The organism is Pseudomonas argentinensis, from assembly GCF_001839655.2.
Lineage (GTDB): Bacteria > Pseudomonadota > Gammaproteobacteria > Pseudomonadales > Pseudomonadaceae > Aquipseudomonas > Aquipseudomonas argentinensis_B.
Map to the genome: position 1 here is coordinate 2,683,253 of NZ_CP056087.1, position 18,443 is coordinate 2,701,695.

Here is an 18,443-nt window from a genome sequence, read left to right on the forward strand (position 1 = left end):
ACAACCAACACCGGCCAGAACTTGGGCATTCATTTGCGATCAAGGAGTAGCCTGCCGACTATACACTTCATCAATAGCGTTGAAGACATTTATGTTCTTCTCATGAATTGTTTCATTGGTGAAACCTTTGGTGGCAAGAATTAATTGCCGGCCCAAAATCAAGTAGTGGTTGTAGGTCGTTGTAAAGTTTTCATGCCCCAATTGATTCATGATGACTTCCGTGATAGCGAGATCTAGAACTTCGGCATTCTTCTCAAGTATTCCTTCTGTGCCGTGGTGCTGAATCATCATTAGCGTTGGCCACCACTTGCGGGTGTGATAAAAGATATTCGATGACTTGAAGCTTGGGTCTTTGGCAGCGGCTAGTTGTTTGGCGTAGTTTGTGGCATTTGCAATTCTTTCAACAGTGACGGGCTCGCCGCGATCAGTAAGGAATAAAATAGAGAGTGGGCACTTTTTCCCGTAGTTTTCACGGTATAGTTTGGCGCGCTTAGCATATTCCTTTTCAGTGTATTCGGTGTTGACCATTTCTAGGGCATAGGCTGGGATTATGATTTCCCTGTGTTTGTTTCCTTTTCCTACCAGGTTGTAGGTGAACGTGGTGGCAGTTTTATCCATCTCACTGTACGGCAGGATGTGGCGATTTTTTCCGGTGCCCATATAAGGGAAGTCAACAAGCTCCATAGGGCGCATGCCGGTCGCAAGGGCTAGCTTGAAAAGACACTTGAAAACAGGGTCTGGATATGACTCGGTAAGTGTTGAAATATCCTGGCTAGATATGAGTGTCTTGGCTCTCTTCTGTCTGGCTTCTCGATCAAGTACCTTGATAGAGCTTGAGTCTATAGTCTGTTTTGCTCTTTTCTGAATATAGTTAAGAAGGTGGTGGCTTCTGAAATTGGCGATCCAGGTTTTTAGATGAATTCTGAACTGAGTGGCTATCTCGCGCTCATGAAGCCATTTGAAAAAATATAATACTACGCAGGCGTCATTGAAAATAGTTTCAGATTTCGGGCGAAGCTTGTTGTTTATGACGCGGTCGGTCTGCCTGTGAACCTGCCAGCGTTTGAGATCTTTGTTGGTGATGTGGGTATGATAGTCGCCAGGGTTTATGTTTTTGAAGCGAGGCAGGACAGAGATGAATTTATAAAATTTAGTAAGTATTGTGGCGTAGCGCTTGGAGGTTTGAAGGGAAGAGCGTGTTTTTTCGTACAGATATAAATTCGGCATGCTGAGCAAATAGTTTTTGTTCTTGTTGCTCGCAATCATGATGTAATGTTCCACGGCCTTGTCGTATTCGACCGTGCGATAGTCCAAGCGTCTAAATTCAAATTCCATCAGTCGCCCTGCCTGATTTTGTTTATATGAATGGAATCAAATCCCCAGTTCATCGAAGGTAATTTGGCGTTATCAGCATCCCTGAGTTCTTCGGGCGGAATATCTCTAAAGTTGAACTGGCGCTGGGAGGCAATGATGGCTTCTGAAGCGCTATAGGGGACATACATTGAAAATGATGTAATGGGACGCAGTGCTTTCATCAATAGCTTGATTTCTTCTTGGCTGTAGATGGGGAGCCTTATGACGATGAGAAGCCTTTGTTTTGCAGGGTGGACGCGATCACCAAACGATTTGAAGGTGGAGATGTACTTTTCTTGAAAGAATATAATGTCAATCTGTTCTGGGTTGGGTAGTTTTTTGATCTGCTTTATCGTCTCGGCAAGCTTTTCTTCTTTGCGGTCTTCATAGTCCGAAAAATTTTTGGAATCGGCATAGGCTTGGTTTGCTTTATCAAGGTTGAAGTCAAAGCAGATAAAATTTTTGTCAGATTTTCCTGTGGTGAGCGGCGCGTTGGTGTTTGCCGCCAGGAAATCCATCGTCAGCTTTGCATTTTTAACCTCCAGCTCTGTTACCAATTTATTCAGGTAAGCGTTATGGTTACCTTGGTTGGTAAGGGTGGCTGTCAGTTGGCTTGCTTCAAATGCAAGTATGTCATTGTTCATTAGAGTGGATAAGTGGTTTTTTACGACCGCGTCCAGCTCTTGCTTGTGAGCAGATATTTTGGTGCTCAGTTCGTTTTCCAGTTTTAATATACGCTCATCTTTGTTCTCAATGAGTTCGGTCAGCGAAGCATTGTCATCGACAAATAGCCGAGCGATAGGCATTTTTCCGCTGGAATAGTCCTTCAGGTCACCGTAGTAACGATTGAACGCTTGTCTACTGATCTTGGCTAAGAGGCACAACTCAGACACTGATATCTTGGTTTGGCCATGCTCAAGTTGGTGATCCTTGATAATCGATATCAAGCGGTCGCGGGTTTCTTGGCTGCTCATGCTTGAAGATCCATTGTGGGAATAATGGTGAAGGACTGATTGTTTCTCAGCTGTTCCAAGTGCCTGGCATTGTCAGTAACCTTCTTCCTAAGCATGACCTTGGAGTTTTCGGACAATGTGTCATCTGCAGCCGTCAGCATATGCTGATAAAAATCCATATTGTCCTGTAATGCCTGTTTAGCCTTTGCCACTATGACTGCGTGAATGCACGATGTGTCGCAGAACATGGGGTCTGGCAGAGCATTCTTGATAATGCCTTCGCGGTGGGAAAGGCAGGGCGGAAGTGAGGGCGAGGAGTACAGTTGCGTGGTCATGCAATAGCTGCCAACCGCAGTGCGGTGGATGAATATAGGCTCACCTGATGAGAGCAAGTGGGTCACATAGGTGAAGACAGTTACCTTGAGTTGTTTGCCGCTAAATGCTTCGGGGTGAGAGGCAATCTTGTCTAGAATGCGCCGGGCGCCTTCACCTGAAGAGACGGTATCTTTCACGGAGCTGACAATGTCGGTGAAGTCATCAATGTAGTTCTTTTCGATGGCCTTGGCCACGCTTTGAACAATATAGGGATTCCTGCCGATGTAGCGCATCGTCATTGCGTAACTGGCGTGCCCGAAAAGAAGTCGAATAATGTCTACGTTCCGCTCACTTCGGTTGATTAGAATTTCAGCGATGGTCTTGCGGAAACGGTGCGTGTGTACCCGGTCAATATTGAGATCTTCTTCAATTTTCTTCGTGATATGTTCTATCCGCAGAGACGGGGTTTTACTGATTTTTTTCGTGCTGAGCACTGATTGGAAGAGATATCCTTCTCTGTAGGCGTTAAGGTCTTTTCGCAGTTGCTCGTATTCCTTTACTTTTCTCCCTACGAACTTAGGGAGAGGGATAGAAGTAGTATCTCCATTGTAGTTGGGGTCGTTACTAGTTTTGTAACGGGTTACCTGTAATTTATATCGACCGGATTTGGTGAGGATGACATGTTCGAACTTTAAGACGTCGATTTCGCTAACTCGCAGTCCGGTCACTAAGGCCACGAGGATGTAGATGGCATTACGAATCTCTGTTAGAGAGGCGAGGGCGCTGGAGTACCATGAGTAACTCCAGAACGAGCCGCTCTTGTAATCTCTCTTGATTCTGCTGGTGGTTATAATTTCTTTTCCGTCGATATTGAGATTAAGGTTTTCCTCAATTTCAATATCTATTTGAGCTTTTGTGATAGTTTTGCTTTGTAGTTCTAAATAACCATTGTTTTTCGCAAACTCCGCTGCTTTCTGGAGCGGGGCTATTACCTTTTCCGTCCAGAATGAGGCGTATTCGACCATTTTCTTGAGGTCAGCCTCCGCGAACGGAGCCCAGGACGCAATCGAACCGTTGAAATGGCCTATTACGTCTTTTTTCCGTTCAGGCGTATCAATTGCTGTTGCAGGTACTGAGATACGATGTTCGACAGGTATAAGCTGTTGGACGCTCAGTGACATCCAGAACCGAATATACAAGAAGAGGTAGTGGTAATGGGTATAGGCTGAGGATTCCTTGGCGCGATCCAACGCATCATTCAAAATTTTGCTAGTTATGAAGCTGAGGGACTCAGCATCACCCGTTAGGTGGTTGTCCTGAAGTACGTACTTTGCAAGGATTACAAACTTATGGCTATGTCCGTGAGTCGTTGAGTACGCTCGGATGCCGCCGAAGGGCGAAAATTCTGGGATTAAGTGGTATATGATAGACTTTTTAATAGCTGCCATACTGGCGGACAAGTTATTAAACGTAACCCGTCTCACTGTTCCATCATCACCTTTAAAAATGATCCAGGTTGGATCGCTGTATAGTGAGTGCTTGGAAATGGGGAAGTCCCCGTTCGGGTACAGCTCCAGTTTTTTAAGAAGTGTACTTTGGGTTTGAGTATCTGCCCCTGTAACCTCTACCAATAGGCGCTCAAGTTCTAGTTCCTCAGCCTCTCCAGCCTCCTCAGGGTCATCCATGAGGTCGATAGCTAAGGCTTCATCGAGAATAGCCTGAGTTTTCTTGTTACTTTTATCTGAGGCCTTATTCATTCTTTGTCCTCCTCCTCAAGTATAAGCTGCAGGAAGTTCAGGTCTCGTGGCAAGAGGGGAGTGTTGCGGCGTTGATAGCGAGCAGCTTCTCGGACAGCCTGCTCATCGTCCCAGTTATCTAGAATCGAATCGATCTTCATCAGCTCAATTTCATAATCGTTGCTGTAATCTGAGCTGGATTCTGGCTGATCTTCGATAAGCTCAAGAACGTGAATGCGGCGCTCCACCAAGTACGGAAGTGAATCCTCGAAAATATTGCATTGGCTGCAAAACACACATTTGCTGATTACGTAGCACCGTTTGCCCTCGGGCACACGATTTCGTGCTCCGTGCCAAGTTGGCTGCAGCTGGTTGGCGCAAGCCCAGAGAGGCTTCTCCATTCCCGGTATGTGAAAGACCTTGAACGGCAGCTGTACGGCTTGCTGTGGGGGCGTGCCGAGCATGCCATCGAAATTCCCTGACAGCATCAGCGCCAATACGGCCTCAAGCTCTGATTCAAGCCTGTCATACCTTTCTTGTTGGGCCAGAGCGGAATTATCGTAATGAACGTCGGTGGTCACAGTGCTGGCATGGCCTAATAGCAGCGCAAGCAAACCATGTGAGCTTTTCTTCTTCTCTTTTTGAAGCTTTACCCAGGTAGGGCGAAGCCGTGTGGTTAAGTCTTTCCCTGCCAACAACCGTTCGCCATTCTCATAGACAGGGTAACGTTTCAAGAATTGCTTAATGCCCTGCAGGAACGCCTTTTCGTTCGAGGCTGATGTGTGACGGCCACCTTTGCTCACCCAGTCGCCATAGAAACGGATACAGAGGAATGCTGGATTGTAGTCCTCACTCGTCATCCGATGTTTGATGTAGTCAAACTCGTAATCTTTGAGTACGGAAGAAAGCTTGATCGACAGGTGAATCAGGTTGAATGCAGAGTATTTGTTGCTCCTGCTGCTGGGCGCCAAAATCTCTTTAGGGGCGTAGTAGGGCTTGTCTAATCCCTGGCTCTTATTTTTCTCGGTCTGGAGCATGACATACTCTTCATCCATTACGCCCGTTAATGCATGCTCAACATTTTTGGGATCTACGGCCAGTACTGCCTCTTTGTTCCAGTTGGTTTGAAGCATGATGAACTGGATCAAGCACGACATATCCAGCATCGTCGGGAAATATAGCCCGAGAAGATCATTCCACATCACTGGGACGTTTGTTTTAGGTATGGTGTAGCCGGCTCTCCACTTAAGGATAAAGAGGTGAATAACGTCGCTGCAGTGACTTAGTGCAAATGTTTTGCTGACAGAATATTTTTCCCCTATTTCCTCTAAATCCATTTCAAAAGGATAACCATTGTCTAGGAATGTCTTGATTACCCTCGCAAGGTCAGGCGTAAAATTCGCAATGGTTGGGCTAAGATTGGAGTTGATAGGGGTTTCGAAAATAAATTCATCATCCCGATTGTTGTACTCATCCATTATTAAGTCTTGCCAGTTAGGACGTTCGGCAATCCTGCGAAATGACGGGTCGCTTGAGTTTTCCAATCTGCGGTAGAGGTCGCGCAAATTAAATTTTAAGTTATTGTCTAGATGGTACTGTAGCCAGTGAAAAATAACAGATCGACTGTATGTTATTTGGTCGAGAACTTCTTGGTAGGTGTAAGGTTCGGCCTGATGAACCCGTTCGCGAAATTCAAGCTTTGCATAGAGTTCGTCGATGTGTGACGTGAAAGCACCCGCCAGCATTTCGTTGGCTTCATTAGTCAGCGGCATTCGAGGTTGATGTTTGTCTCGTGCTGCGTAGGGGAACATCATGTCTGGAATGGCGTCAGTGAGTGAGGACGCATTCCGTAGGGCTGTCTGGATTCGAGATAAGTTTTCCAGTCTCTCGCCATTCTCAAGGAGATAGTTTTCAAAGCGCTTCATAACTTCAGCGCTGAGATCGGTGATCTTCTCTATCTGAAGGGCTGGAGGGTTGTAAGCGTTGTAATCTTCAGCGAAGTTGAAGAAGATATTAATTGCTCGGCGAAGTGTGCTTCCGGATACTCGGCTTCTTGTCGGGCAGTACTTGATAAAGATCAAGTGCATTGCCATGCAGATCGGCTTCTTTGCGTCGTAAAAACTGTGCCCTTGGTAATGACATTCTACGTCATGGTTGTCGCTGGACTTTAAGACGTCAAAGACGGCTTCCTTGGGTTTGTATAAGTGATCCACTGCTTAGTTCTCGCCTCTCGCGTTGGCAGAGAGTGAAGCCCATGCGCTATCTAACTTGTTTCGATACTCTATGATTGTTCCGTCATTGTGAATGACAGTGTCCATGTCCTGCACAGCAATTCCAGATTCCGAGGAGTGTTGATTTACAGGCTCAGCATCTTTTCGGACGATGTGCCAGATCACGCCATTGATTTTTCGGATATATGCCGCTTCGTTCTCAAAGCGAATGTCTTTGATGATAATGATGTTTTTGTTTTGAGTGTTAAGGGCGGGTTTGGTAACAAAGGCAGATGTGTTGATATCTTGCTCTGGCATTGCGCTGTAATGAGCAAAGAAGTCAGGGAAGTCGGTTAAAGCTTTAGTCTTTACCAGTTCAATCATTTGACTGGGTGTCATCTGCCAGAAAGGATCGACATTCATCCTGTCGTTATCTTCCCAGCACTGTTTGTCGCTCATGCCGAAGAACGCCTTGGCGCCAAGGATGAATGGAAGGTCAGGATTGGACAGGTGCTCTGCAGGGACTGGTGTGATTGCCTCTTGGGCGTAGATCTCGCGGTCTGCGCGCATCAACCAGTGATCTAAGTTATGGCCCCTCATCCATTCGGTGCCTACTCGCTGGAAGAATTCCCTAGGCGAAAGGCCCCATGCACCCACCCTGATCTCCTTTGCGTTATCATCCCAGGTCTGTGAATCAGATAGGTTGAAGAGAGCTTGGCAACCTCGTTTGAGGGGGTCTGCCAGGGCATAGGCAGTCACTTCTGGGTGCTGCTGCAAGAAGGCGGCAGCTGTGTCCTTCCCAGATCTGGCCCTTGCGGCTAGCCCTACGACTCTCTTCATTTTGTCCTAACTCCACGGTTCATAAGGCTTTAAGGGTTTGTTTACATTTTTTTTTGACTTGAGTATAGCAGCTTGTTTCCACTTTTGCCGATTCCAAAACAAGATGCCACCTATGCCTACCAGGGCGGCGGCCGGGGGCTGGATATCGCGCGCATCGCCCAGCTGGAGGATTTCGTCCAGGGTGCGCTGCGCCCGGACCTGACCCTGGTATTCGACCTGCCGGTGGAGGTGGGCCTGTCCCGCGCCGCCGCGCGCGGTCGCCTGGATCGTTTCGAGCAGGAAGGCCGCGCCTTCTTCGAAGCGGTACGCGCCACCTACCTGCAGCGTGCCAAGGCCGAACCAGCGCGTTACCGGATTGTCGATGCGTCGCAGTCCCTGGGTGCCGTGCAGCGGGACCTGGATGCCTTGCTGCCGCAGCTGCTGGAGTTGCAGCGTGGCTGACGTCTACCCCTGGCAGGCTGCGCTCTGGCAGCAACTGGCCGGACGCACCCAGCATGCCCACGCCTATCTGCTGCATGGCCCGGCCGGTATCGGCAAGCGCGCCCTGGCCGAGCGCCTGATGGCCTTGCTGCTGTGCAAGTCGCCAGTGGATCTGCAACCGTGCGGGCAATGCAAGTCGTGCCACCTGCTGGCCGCCGGCAGCCATCCGGACAACTACGTGCTGGAGCCGGAAGAAGCCGACAAGCCGATCAAGGTCGACCAGGTGCGTGCGCTGGTCAACTTCGTGGTGCAGACCGCGCAACTGGGCGGGCGCAAGGTGGTGCTGCTCGAACCCACCGAGGCGATGAACCTCAATGCTGCCAACGCGCTGCTGAAAAGCCTCGAAGAGCCGTCCGGCGATACCGTGCTGCTGCTGATCAGCCACCAGCCGAGCCGCCTGCTGCCGACCATCAAGAGCCGCTGTGTGCAGCAGGCCTGCCCGTTGCCCAGCGAGGCGATGAGCCTGCAGTGGCTCGGCGAAATGCTGCCCGGTAGCAGCGAACAGGACATCCGCGAGCTGTTGTACCTGGCGGCGGGCTCTCCGCTGGCCGCTGCCAGGCTGCAGGAGCAGGGCGTACGCGAGCAGCGCGCCCTGGTGGTCGACGGCGTCAAGAAGCTGCACAAGCAGCAGGCCTCGGCCAGCCAGTTGGCCGAAGCCTGGAAGGACGTGCCACTGCCGCTTTTGTTCGACTGGTTCTGCGACTGGGCTCACCTGACCCTGCGCTATCAACTGGCCCAGGACGAGCAGGGCCTTGGCCCCGCGGACATGGCCAAGGTGGTGCAGTACCTGGCGCAGAAGTCTTCCCAGGCCAAGGTGCTGGCCATCCAGGAATGGCTGCTGCAGCAGCGCCAGAAAGTGCTGGGCAAAGCCAACCTCAACCGTGTGCTGCTTCTCGAAGCCTTGCTGGTGCAGTGGGCAAGTCTGCCTGGACCGGGCTAGAATCGACCCCACGTCATGACTTCAGGAATCACGCATGAACTTGCCACCTAATCTGGGACCCCGTAACGGCATCCTGTCCCTGACCATCAAGGACAAGTCCGTGCTGTATGCCGCCTACATGCCCTTCATCAAGAATGGCGGCCTGTTCATTCCCACCAACAAGAGCTACAAGCTCGGTGACGAAGTGTTCATGCTGCTCAACCTGATGGATGAGCCGGAGAAGATTCCGGTGGCCGGCAAGGTGGTGTGGATCACCCCCAAGGGCGCCCAGGGCAATCGCGCCGCTGGCGTAGGCGTGCAGTTCAACGAAGGCGACAATACCGCCCGCAACAAGATCGAGACCTACCTGGCCGGCGCCCTCAAGTCCGATCGCCCCACCCATACGATGTAACAACAGCCGCACGCTTCGAGCCTCAAGCGCCAGGAAAGCTTTGGTGCTCTCGGTTCTACCTGTGGCTTGAAGCTTGCCGCTCGAGGCTTCCCATCATGCTCATCGATTCCCACTGCCACCTCGATCGTCTCGACCTGGCCGCCCATGGCGGTTCTCTGGACGACGCGCTGGCGGCCGCCCGTGCCCGCGGCGTCGGCCATTTCCTGTGCATCGGCGTGAGCGCCGACAATGCCGCTGCCGTGCGTGAACTGGCGGGGCGCTACGCCGATGTCGACTGCTCCGTCGGCATCCATCCGCTGGATCTCGAGCCCGGCAGCGCGCCGGCGCTCGACTGGCTGCTCGCCGAACTCGACCATCCCGGTGTGGTGGCCATCGGCGAGACCGGTCTGGACTATCACTACGAGCCCGAAGCGGCCGAGCTGCAGCAGGAGGCATTTCGCCTGCACCTGCAGGCCGCGCAGATCACCGGCAAGCCGGTCATCGTGCATACCCGCGAAGCCCGCGCCGATACCCTGAGTCTGCTGCGCGAAGCCGCGCTGCCCCAGGGCGGCGTGCTGCACTGCTTCACCGAGGACTGGGAGATGGCCAAGGCGGCGCTGGATATCGGCTTCTACATTTCGCTGTCCGGCATCGTCACCTTCCGCAACGCCGACGCGCTGCGCGAGGTCGCCCGCCAGGTGCCGGCCGACCGCCTGCTGGTGGAGACCGATTCGCCGTACCTGGCGCCGGTGCCGCACCGTGGCAAACCGAACCTGCCGGCGTACGTGCGTGACGTCGCCGAGTACCTAGCAACCCTGCGTGGGGTCAGCTATGAGACCCTGGCGCAGCAGACCGGCGACAACTTCCGGCGGTTGTTCCCGCTGGCGCGCGTCGCCGCTGGCACCTGAGGCACCGAGGAAAACCGCGAGCAGTTTTGCCGTCGCTTGCGCCGCTGCAACGGCTGGCCGCCAGCGAGTGGGCAGAAGAGGTTCTTTGCATTTTCGCGGGGAGAGTACGCTGGACACCGGACTGGCAAGTTTGTGTGCGTATCGCTTACCTACATAGCACCATCCATTACCGAGTCCACTGAGCGTTTTGGTTGCGCCCCTTACGGGCGCCACACCTTGATTCGCAGCGCTCACCCCCCGAGTGAGGAACTGCGTGATGTTTTCGAACGTACGCTCGGTGTACCGCTGTTCCAGGAACAGGTCATGCGACTGGCGATTGTCGCGGCTGGATACTCACCTGGTGAAGCCGACCAACTCAGACGATCTATGGCCGCCTGGAAGCGCCATGGTGGACTGGAGCCGCACCAGATCCGATTGCGTCAGGGCATGCTCGAACGAGGCTGCAGAGAGGGGTTCGCGGCTCGCATCTTCGAGCAGATCAGGGTTTCTGCAGCTATGGTTTTCCGGAGTCGCACGCGGCCAGTTTCGCCCTGCTCACCTACGCCTCGTGCTGGCTGAAATGTCATGAGCAATCAGCCTATGCCTGCGCCCTGATCAACAGCTGGCCGATGGGGTTCTACAGTCCCGACCAAGTTCTGCAGGATGCACGCCGGCACGGCGTTGAAATCCGTCCTGTCGACGTGACGATGAGCGATTGGGACTGCACACTGGAAGCTCTGGATCGCCCGCTGCCGGCACTGCGAATGGGCCTGAGGATGATCAGGGGACTGGCTGAAGCGGTGGGCAGAAGGATCCAGGTCGAACGGGAAGTGAAGGCGTTGGAGACGTTGGAGACCTTTGTCTACGCGCGGGACTCGATCACAAGGCACGCCAGCTTCTTGCTGAAGCTGATGCGCTGAAAAACCTCGCTGGGCGCCGCCATGCAGCGCGTTGGGAATTGCAGCGGTGCAGCAGCCCCCCTATCTCTGTTTGCTCAGGAGCCCGATGAGAAGCCGGTAGCGATTCCAGAGCCCAGCGTGGCTGAGAACATGCACGCGGATTATGCGCGGACAGGCACGACCCTGGGCCGCATCCGATGTCGTTACTCAGGGCTCAGCTTAAGAAAATGCGTGCGAAGAGCTCGCGGGATTTGCGGGAGATGGGGGACTGCAATCACGTCGCTGTGATCGGGATCGTGACTGGTCGTCAGCGACCATCGACGGCGGGCGGTGTAACGTTTGTGACCCTGGAAGATGAGTTCGGCATGACCAACGTGATCGTCTGGAAGGACTTGGCCGAGCAGTATCGATCGGCCCTGGTGCATTCGAAGCTGCTCCAGGTAAAGGGCAAGCTGGAGGATCAGGAAGGCGTGGTGCACTTGATCGCGCGGACAGGAGCGACTTGCTAGAGGGGCTGGATGTGAGGAGTAGAAACTTTCACTGATGCTTTCGATTTGGGGCCATTCTCTCAACTACCAACCTAACTGGCCGAAACTGGTCGGCTGCAGCTGTAGGGGATGGGCAGTTATGGCCAATACCAGCCCAACAGCAAGTCTATGATTCTGCTACCAGACGTGTCTCACACTTCGCGCAGTCGAGGCCGCTACGTCACGACCTTAGGCGCTAAAAGGTTCGCTTTAGATGTCCGGCTTAGCAAGCTGTCGGCCTAAAGCAGATGGTAAGCACAGGAGCCGAGTCAACGAACCGGCTCCGGGCGCCATTGGTAGAGGAATGCTGAGAGCCCTTGGTTATATTCTGAAGCTCTGCACTAACCGATTCAGTTGCGCAGACTGCTGCTCAAGCTCTTTACAGGCTTGCAGCGTGGTACGCAGGTTCTCCACCCCATTTTGGTTCAACGTGTTGATTTCCGTGATGTCCATGTTGATCGACTCGACCACAGCGGTTTGCTCCTCTGTGGCCGTCGCCACAGACTGATTCATGCCGTCAATTTCGTCGATTCGTGTGGTCACGCTACCAAGACGGTCGCCAGCCAGGTTCGCCACCTGCACGGTCTTATCACTCTGCAGCTGACTCTCTTCCATGGTGCTGACGGCGCTTCGGGCTCCTGATTGCAATTCATCAATCATGTGCTGCACCTGCTGAGCCGACTCCTGCGTCCGGTGCGCCAAGTTGCGGACCTCATCTGCCACTACGGCGAATCCGCGTCCTGCCTCCCCTGCACGTGCCGCTTCGATTGCAGCGTTCAGTGCTAACAAGTTTGTTTGTTGCGAAATTCCAGTAATCACTTCCAAAATCTGGCCGATGTTCGCCGTTTTCGCGTTCAAGGTCTCAATGGTTTGGCAGGACTCACTGATCTTCTGAGAAAGTTCGCGCATGGACGTGATTGACTGGCCCAGAACCTGCTGACCATCTGTAGAAAGCGCACTGGCATCCGCCGAATGTTCAGAAGCTACGGCAGCATTGCGGGCAATTTCATGGGCGGCAGCACCGAGTTCATTTATTGCCGCTGCGACGCTGGTGGTTCGCGACGCCTGTTGGTCAGAGTTCATCAGCGATGCGTTGGAAGCGCTTACCACTCGCGAAGCAACTTCGTTTAGCTGGAGGGTTGAAGACGCTACATCTTTGATCGTCTGATGAATACGTTCAACAAAGCGGTTGAACGATGCTCCAAGCTGGCCGAACTCGTCTTGGCGGTGTACTTCCAGACGCCGCGTCAAATCACCCTCGCCCTCAGCGATGTCCTGCATTGCCCGCCCCATCACGAAGAGTGGCTGCATCAGGGCGCGTGTGAGAATACCTAATAGAGTCATAATGAGGATTACGGAAATCACGGTGGCGAGAGCGGCGGATACGCGAAACTCCTTAAGCATCGAAAATGCGAAGGACCGTTCCAGCGCCAGGCCTATCTGCCAATTCGCGGAGGGGATACCTTGTAGCGGATTGAAATGCACAAGTAAGGGCTCATCGCCAGCCTCAACCTCACTCAAGCCATTCTTTGCCACCAGACCGCTGCCTGGGTAGGCATCCTTCAGAGGCTTCAGGATTAGCTCTTTATCGGGATGAATCAGAATTTTGCCGTCTGCGCTAACGATAAACGCATGGCCGTGACCATCGAAATCGAGCGAGTTAATGATCGCACTGACGTTAGCAAGATCGATGTCCGCGCCCGCTACACCGATAATTTCGCCACCTCTATTGACCGGGGTCGCAACGGTAATCACCAACTTGCCGGACGAAGCTGCGATGTAGGGCTCGGTCACAATCGTCTGACCAGCAGTCATCGCTGCTTTGTACCAGCCTCGTGCGCGTGGATCGTAGTCCGCCGCGCGTGAGCCTGCCGGTACTGAAAACATCATCCCGTCGGCGCCGCCGAAATAGCTGAGCTGAAAAGAGGAACCGTAGACGGACAAGCCGACGATCTGCTTTAGCTTATCAGGCGCTGTACCCTCCGCGCCGATCTGCTGGGCCATAGAGTCGACCAGCGACATGTTGCCCCGCAGCCAAGTCTGGATATTGGAAGTGGTTAACTCGCCCAGCTCCGCCATCGAACGCTCGGCATCCACTCGCAGCGATTGACGTTGCTGATAATCATTGAACAGTACAAACATTGCGAATGCGAATACAACCGTCAATCCTGCAGCTAGCAGGATCTTGTGGCGAAATTTCAGGTTGAGTGCCATAAAACTGCTCTCTAGGATCGGTAAGGAAGGATGTGTGAGTTCCGAACTCGGTTTCGCGCTTAGTAGGTATCGGCTGAGATGTTCACCCCTTTAGCGAGCTCGTCCTGAAACCATATCGCTTCATTGAGGGGCCACGACCCCGGCTCATCGATAGGTTCGAAGTCCAGTTCTCGATAATTCGTGAGTGAATGAAAGTCGACGTACGTCTGCTCACGTTCTATGAGCGTATGGCCGGTTGGCGACGGCCCTACTTCGACCGTCGCTTTACGGGGTCAAACCTGGGTCTGCTCCATCATTTTCAAGGCGTCATCGACTTCGACCCCGAAGTATCGAACGATGCTCTCCAGCTTCGTAATAGAAGAACCGGCACTCTGTTGGGGAGGTACTGGCAAAACCTAGCTCTTAAAGGGCCCCAGCGACCTACTCGGTGGAGCTAGATGGGGCAACCTTTACTGCGTAGCAGATCATCGAATCGGTTGGGATCGAGCGTCCCGGCTCTGATCGACTTCAAGATGCTGGATTCCCTGTCTAGAAGAGCATTGCAGCGCTCCGCTACGGAAATCAGGTCGGTTGCTGGAATGGCGACAACACCAGTGACGGGTTAGTGCCTGAGCGTGCTCCAGGCAAATCAAGCAAGCGATACAGCTGACGCCTGTTTGGCTAAAGCAACACAGCGCTGCGCCAGTACGTTAGTGGGATCCACGAAAGCAACGCTGATACCGGCAACATCAAAGTCATCAGATTGGGGAATGATCAGCGGGAGCTCGGTACAACCGAGGATCAGCACCGTCGCGCCCTGTTCGACCAAATGTGCAGCAGCGAGTAGGAGTTCCTCCCGGCACTGTCCAGAGTTGAAGCCGGCCTTCACACCGTGCTCACCGTAAATGGCGTTCATCACTAGCTCCTGATGGGGTTCGTCAGGGACAATAAATTCAATGCCAACATGCTCAGCAGCCTGGTGGTAGACACGGCTTTGAATCGTGCCTGAAGTAGCTAAAAGACCAACTTGCCTTGACGAGCCATAGGCCTGTCGGATGTGCTCGATGGTCTCGGTGAGCATGTTGATGATCGGGATACCCAGATGCCCTTGAATTCGTTCTACGAAGGCATGTGCGGTGTTGCAAGGGATGGCTATCGCATCAGCCCCCTCCTGCTCCAGGCGTTTGCAGGTGGAGTACATCGCGACAGTGGGGTCGGCCTCCTTGCGCAGCAGATTGGCTGTCCGATCCGGGATCTGTGGGTTCTGCTCCACGACTATTTTGATGTGATCCTGGTCGCGCCCGGCCGGAGTGTTCTTAACCACTTTACCCATGAAGTCGACGGTAGCAGCTGGCCCCACACCGCCCACAATTCCCAGCTTGAACGGTGCGATGCTGATACCAGAATCACCGGCCGTTGCAAAATCCGCGTAGACCGAATTTACATCGACGCAATTGAGACCGCGCCGGCAAAGCTCCTGCGCGACTAATGACAGTTCAGTCATCCCAGGCAACAGCACATCTACACCTTGCTGCTGAAGATTAAGTCCGACCTGGTGCAGCAACTCAACAGCAACGCCATCTAAGTGGCCAGCCTTCAGACCTGCCTGTCCATATACCGCCTCCATCAGTGCAGCTTGGCTGGTCTCAGAGGGGTAGACGATGTCAAAGGCATCGCCCAGATAGCGCTCAAACAGACCAGACGCCCTGACGTAGTCAGATGCCAGCACGCCAACCCGTGCCCCAGGCGCCGCTGTCTGCTCCAGATGCTGTTTGAGCGCCGTCATCATGTTGACGATCGGGATATCTAGCTCTGCGCGTAGCTCGTCAAGAAAGGTGTGGCTCGCGAAGCAAGGAACCAGAACCTCGTTGGCACCGCTTTGGGCATATGCCTGGCAGACCTGAAAAACGTACAGCTTTCGGGACGTCATGTTGGCATCGGCACTGAGCTTAACGGCCAGCCCCTTGAACGGATGCTGTTCGAATAGCAGGTGATAGCGTCCTTGATCTGCCAGCACTGGCTGGCTCTTGATCAGTTTTAGAAACAGATCACCACCAGCCAGAGAGCCAAGTCCACCGATGATTCCAAGTGTGCGACCGTTGTTGTTGCTTCGCGACAGTTTCATTTCTTGCTCGGATTAGGCAATGATAAAGATAGGGGCGAGACAGTGTTTAGGCACTCTGAACTGGCTGGTTTCGCGATTGCTTTAGCGTGGCCTGCTCGTGCTGAGCATCACTGCCCGGTTTATCCTCAAGTGTGGAAATGACTGCCGTGGCGATGCTGTTACCCACCACGTTGGTCGCCGTGCGTCCCATGTCTAGGAACTGGTCGATAGCTAGGATCAGTAGCAGACCGGCTTCCGGCAAGCTGAACATCGGAAGTGTTGCAGCGACGACAACCACAGAAGCACGCGCCACACCTGCCATTCCCTTGCTGGTCACCATGAGCGTGAGCAGAATCAGGATCTGCTGGGTAAAGCTCAGATCAATGTTGTAGGCCTGGGCGATGAACATGATCGCAAAGGCCTGATACATCATCGAGCCGTCGAGGTTGAATGAATATCCGAGAGGTAGCACAAAACTCGAAACGCGTTTAGGGGCGCCAAATTTCTCTAGGGCTTCGATGGTTTTCGGATAGGCCGACTCACTACTTGCCGTGGAAAAGGCCAGGAGTACCGGCTCTCGGATCAGTTTGCCTAGATGGAAGACCGGACGACCCAAGAAAAAATAACCGACGGCAAAGAGGGTGGCCCAAAGGATAAGAATTCCCAGGTAGAACTGGCCGATCAGCTTGCTGTAATCCAGAAGAAGGCTTATCCCTTGAGTTGTTACTGCAGCTGCCAGTGCCGCGAAAACACCGACAGGGGCGAATAACATGACGTAGTCGGTGACCCGAAACATCACTTTGGCTAGTTCGTCGACGATGTTCCCAATGGCCTCGTAGCCTTGCCGCTTCACAAAAGCGAGTGCCAGACCGAAGAAGATCGAGAAGACCACGATTTGGAGGATTTCGTTATTGGCCATCGCCTCCGCAATGCTGCGGGGGAACACATGGCTAATGAAGGTCTTCAGGCTGAAATCACCGACATTTACTGCAACACCGGTAGCCACATGTGTCTCCGGTGCGACCATGTTGAGTCCCGCGCCCGGCTGGAAAATATTAACCAGCAGCATACCTAGGGCAAGGGAGAACACAGACGCACTCAGGAACCAGATCATTGATCTAAGCCCGATCCGCCCTACCGAGCCTGAACTGCCCAAACTGCTGATGCCGGCAACCAGGGTAGCAAACACAAGTGGTGCGATGATCATCTTGATCATGCGCAGGAAGATATCGGTAAGCAGGCTAAAGTAGCCCGCAATCTCCTTCGCGGCCTCTGGACTACCTGCGTATCGGTTGCAGGCCCAGCCTACGATGATCCCAAGCACAATTGCGATGGCAATGTACTTAGGGAGCTTTTTGCTATTCATAAAAACCTCTCTTGTTTTTGTAGACAGATCGCTAGCTGGCTCGAAGCCGCTGCCGGGTATGCAGGAGTTGGTTCAACCGAAGGCAGCGAGGAGTTGGAGCGAACGCGATGTCCAGCTACAGGCCGTGTAGGTCTTTGGTCGAGGAAGCTGTCAGGCGAGAAAGAAAGAGTTGTCGCCGATCAGTTTCAAGCCGAGATTAAAGGGCGGCAGCGGCTGAGTTGATGAGTAAGCGCCATAGGTCTATGCGTTTTTGTCATAGTTTTTTCTGAAGCTTTTGGCAGCGGATCCGCCAGTCTAATCTTCGCCGACGACTGGCCGGCACAGCTGCGGCGATATGCAAGGTGAGAGCTGCATGCAAACGAAATGGATCGACGATCTCTTAGCGGTCGCTGAGACCAAGAATTTCTCCCGAGCAGCGGAGATCCGTTTCATTACTCAGTCGGCGCTGTCGCGCCGCATAAAGTCGTTAGAAGAGTGGGTCGGGGTCGATCTCGTTGATCGCGGCACCTACCCTGTGCAGCTGACCAAGGCTGGCCGAGTCTTCTGTGAGCAGGGGCGCGACGCGCTTGCTGCTTTCATGGAGCTGCGATCAGCACTCCGTAGTGGTGATCGAATGCCTGGGCGCTCCGTTCAAGTTGTCGCTGGTCATACTCTGTCGATGACCTTTGTTCCTAAATGGTTCGCTCAGTTCCAACGTCGAAGCGGACACTTTAACGCACGAGTTCAGGCCGCTAATGTGCATGAAGCAGTCATTGCGTTGGCTGAGGGAAACTGCGACTTGATGATAGGTTACAACCATCCAGCCGCACCGATCTATTTGGACTCCGAGCGATTTACGGGGCTGCGAATAGGTCAGGATGCGTTTCTTCCGGTCTCTGCACCTGACAGCAACGGCAATCCACTCTTCAAGCTGGCTGCATCAGGCGAAAAGCAAATTCCTTACCTCGCGTACACGGAAACATCATCCCTAGGACGCGTCGCTGAGAACATCCTTCGGACTGCGCAAAGCAAGCCTGTATTAAAACGCTGTCATGAGGCCGACATGGCGATGCACTTGATGCGCATGGCGCGAGAGGGATACGGCGTCTCTTGGCTTCCCGAGTCAGCCGTGGAAGAGGAAATCGCAAGTGGAAACCTCGTGATAGCTGGAGGTCAGGAGTGGCAAGCACAGTTAGAGATTTGGTCGTTCAAGAGCAATGCAAATACAAATCAAACCATGCTTGATCTTTGGGCCTCGCTTGAGCGAGATAGGCGATAATGTAGTGGTCCA

At 53.2% G+C, this 18,443-nt stretch carries 12 protein-coding genes and 3 pseudogenes; 6 read left to right on the plus strand and 9 right to left on the minus strand.

Annotation, left to right across the window (positions count from 1 at the left end; genetic code table 11):
- Nucleotides 1-39 precede the first annotated feature (39 nt).
- From SA190iCDA_RS11915 to SA190iCDA_RS11935, 5 genes are read right to left on the minus strand one after another with little or no spacing between them, the layout of a single operon-like run.
- Complete coding sequence (locus SA190iCDA_RS11915; RefSeq protein WP_236100847.1) at nt 40-1,335, minus strand: hypothetical protein; 1,296 nt, start codon at nt 1,333-1,335, stop codon at nt 40-42.
- On the minus strand, nt 1,335-2,327 hold the full coding sequence (locus SA190iCDA_RS11920) for a TetR/AcrR family transcriptional regulator (RefSeq protein ID WP_070888159.1): 993 nt from the start codon (nt 2,325-2,327) through the stop codon (nt 1,335-1,337). Before SA190iCDA_RS11920 ends, SA190iCDA_RS11915 begins: the two co-directional genes overlap by 1 nt.
- Nucleotides 2,324-4,378, minus strand: coding sequence for a tyrosine-type recombinase/integrase (locus SA190iCDA_RS11925; RefSeq protein ID WP_070888160.1), 2,055 nt, complete (start codon nt 4,376-4,378; stop codon nt 2,324-2,326). The genes SA190iCDA_RS11920 and SA190iCDA_RS11925 overlap by 4 nt, the downstream gene beginning before the upstream one ends.
- On the minus strand, nt 4,375-6,570 hold the full coding sequence (locus SA190iCDA_RS11930) for a hypothetical protein (protein ID WP_070888161.1): 2,196 nt from the start codon (nt 6,568-6,570) through the stop codon (nt 4,375-4,377). The genes SA190iCDA_RS11925 and SA190iCDA_RS11930 overlap by 4 nt, the downstream gene beginning before the upstream one ends.
- A gap of 3 nt (nt 6,571-6,573) precedes the next feature.
- Complete coding sequence (locus SA190iCDA_RS11935) at nt 6,574-7,407, minus strand: deoxynucleotide monophosphate kinase (protein WP_083329919.1); 834 nt, start codon at nt 7,405-7,407, stop codon at nt 6,574-6,576.
- A 102-nt stretch (nt 7,408-7,509) separates the two neighbouring features.
- Here SA190iCDA_RS11935 and SA190iCDA_RS11940 point away from each other — a divergent pair.
- The 5 genes and pseudogenes from SA190iCDA_RS11940 to SA190iCDA_RS11960 all read left to right on the plus strand — a co-directional run.
- Nucleotides 7,510-7,848, plus strand: a pseudogene (locus tag SA190iCDA_RS11940) (dTMP kinase); the annotation flags it as partial.
- A complete protein-coding gene (locus SA190iCDA_RS11945; RefSeq protein ID WP_070888162.1) occupies nt 7,841-8,827 on the plus strand; it encodes a DNA polymerase III subunit delta' in 987 nt (328 codons plus the stop codon). The pseudogene SA190iCDA_RS11940 and the gene SA190iCDA_RS11945, both read left to right, overlap by 8 nt.
- A 34-nt stretch (nt 8,828-8,861) precedes the next feature.
- Nucleotides 8,862-9,218: a PilZ domain-containing protein gene (locus SA190iCDA_RS11950; RefSeq protein WP_013791815.1), complete on the plus strand. Its 357-nt coding sequence runs from the start codon at nt 8,862-8,864 to the stop codon at nt 9,216-9,218.
- 95 nt (nt 9,219-9,313) lie between these two features.
- The gene (locus SA190iCDA_RS11955; RefSeq protein ID WP_070888163.1) at nt 9,314-10,105 is read left to right on the plus strand and encodes a TatD family hydrolase; all 792 of its coding nucleotides are present in this window, start codon (nt 9,314-9,316) and stop codon (nt 10,103-10,105) included.
- A gap of 237 nt (nt 10,106-10,342) precedes the next feature.
- Nucleotides 10,343-11,527, plus strand: a pseudogene (locus SA190iCDA_RS11960) (OB-fold nucleic acid binding domain-containing protein); the annotation flags it as partial.
- Nucleotides 11,528-11,831: 304 nt separating this feature from the next.
- Here the strand turns inward: SA190iCDA_RS11960 and SA190iCDA_RS23450 are convergent.
- The 4 genes and pseudogenes from SA190iCDA_RS23450 to SA190iCDA_RS11980 form a co-directional block, all read right to left on the minus strand.
- Nucleotides 11,832-12,593 (minus strand): methyl-accepting chemotaxis protein, encoded by a 762-nt coding sequence (locus SA190iCDA_RS23450; protein WP_419203929.1) that lies wholly within the window; start codon nt 12,591-12,593, stop codon nt 11,832-11,834.
- A gap of 141 nt (nt 12,594-12,734) precedes the next feature.
- Nucleotides 12,735-13,724: pseudogene (locus SA190iCDA_RS23455) on the minus strand (cache domain-containing protein); the annotation flags it as partial.
- A 628-nt stretch (nt 13,725-14,352) separates the two neighbouring features.
- Complete coding sequence (locus tag SA190iCDA_RS11975) at nt 14,353-15,828, minus strand: aspartate/glutamate racemase family protein (RefSeq protein ID WP_070888167.1); 1,476 nt, start codon at nt 15,826-15,828, stop codon at nt 14,353-14,355.
- Nucleotides 15,829-15,874: 46 nt separating this feature from the next.
- Nucleotides 15,875-17,173, minus strand: a complete 1,299-nt coding sequence (locus tag SA190iCDA_RS11980) for a dicarboxylate/amino acid:cation symporter (protein ID WP_070888168.1) — start codon at nt 17,171-17,173, stop codon at nt 15,875-15,877.
- A gap of 352 nt (nt 17,174-17,525) precedes the next feature.
- Between SA190iCDA_RS11980 and SA190iCDA_RS11985 the strand changes: the two genes are divergently transcribed.
- Nucleotides 17,526-18,431 (plus strand): LysR substrate-binding domain-containing protein, encoded by a 906-nt coding sequence (locus SA190iCDA_RS11985; RefSeq protein WP_070888169.1) that lies wholly within the window; start codon nt 17,526-17,528, stop codon nt 18,429-18,431.
- Nucleotides 18,432-18,443 lie beyond the last annotated feature (12 nt).

Coding starts and splice junctions, on each gene's coding strand:
- SA190iCDA_RS11915 (WP_236100847.1), bottom strand. CDS start 1,335: ATGGAATTTGAATTTAGACGCTTGGACTATCGCACGGTCGAATACGAC.
- SA190iCDA_RS11920 (WP_070888159.1), bottom strand. CDS start 2,327: ATGAGCAGCCAAGAAACCCGCGACCGCTTGATATCGATTATCAAGGAT.
- SA190iCDA_RS11925 (WP_070888160.1), bottom strand. CDS start 4,378: ATGAATAAGGCCTCAGATAAAAGTAACAAGAAAACTCAGGCTATTCTC.
- SA190iCDA_RS11935 (WP_083329919.1), bottom strand. CDS start 7,407: ATGAAGAGAGTCGTAGGGCTAGCCGCAAGGGCCAGATCTGGGAAGGAC.
- SA190iCDA_RS11950 (WP_013791815.1), top strand. CDS start 8,862: ATGAACTTGCCACCTAATCTGGGACCCCGTAACGGCATCCTGTCCCTG.
- SA190iCDA_RS11955 (WP_070888163.1), top strand. CDS start 9,314: ATGCTCATCGATTCCCACTGCCACCTCGATCGTCTCGACCTGGCCGCC.
- SA190iCDA_RS23450 (WP_419203929.1), bottom strand. CDS start 12,593: ATGAACTCTGACCAACAGGCGTCGCGAACCACCAGCGTCGCAGCGGCA.
- SA190iCDA_RS11975 (WP_070888167.1), bottom strand. CDS start 15,828: ATGAAACTGTCGCGAAGCAACAACAACGGTCGCACACTTGGAATCATC.
- SA190iCDA_RS11980 (WP_070888168.1), bottom strand. CDS start 17,173: ATGAATAGCAAAAAGCTCCCTAAGTACATTGCCATCGCAATTGTGCTT.
- SA190iCDA_RS11985 (WP_070888169.1), top strand. CDS start 17,526: ATGCAAACGAAATGGATCGACGATCTCTTAGCGGTCGCTGAGACCAAG.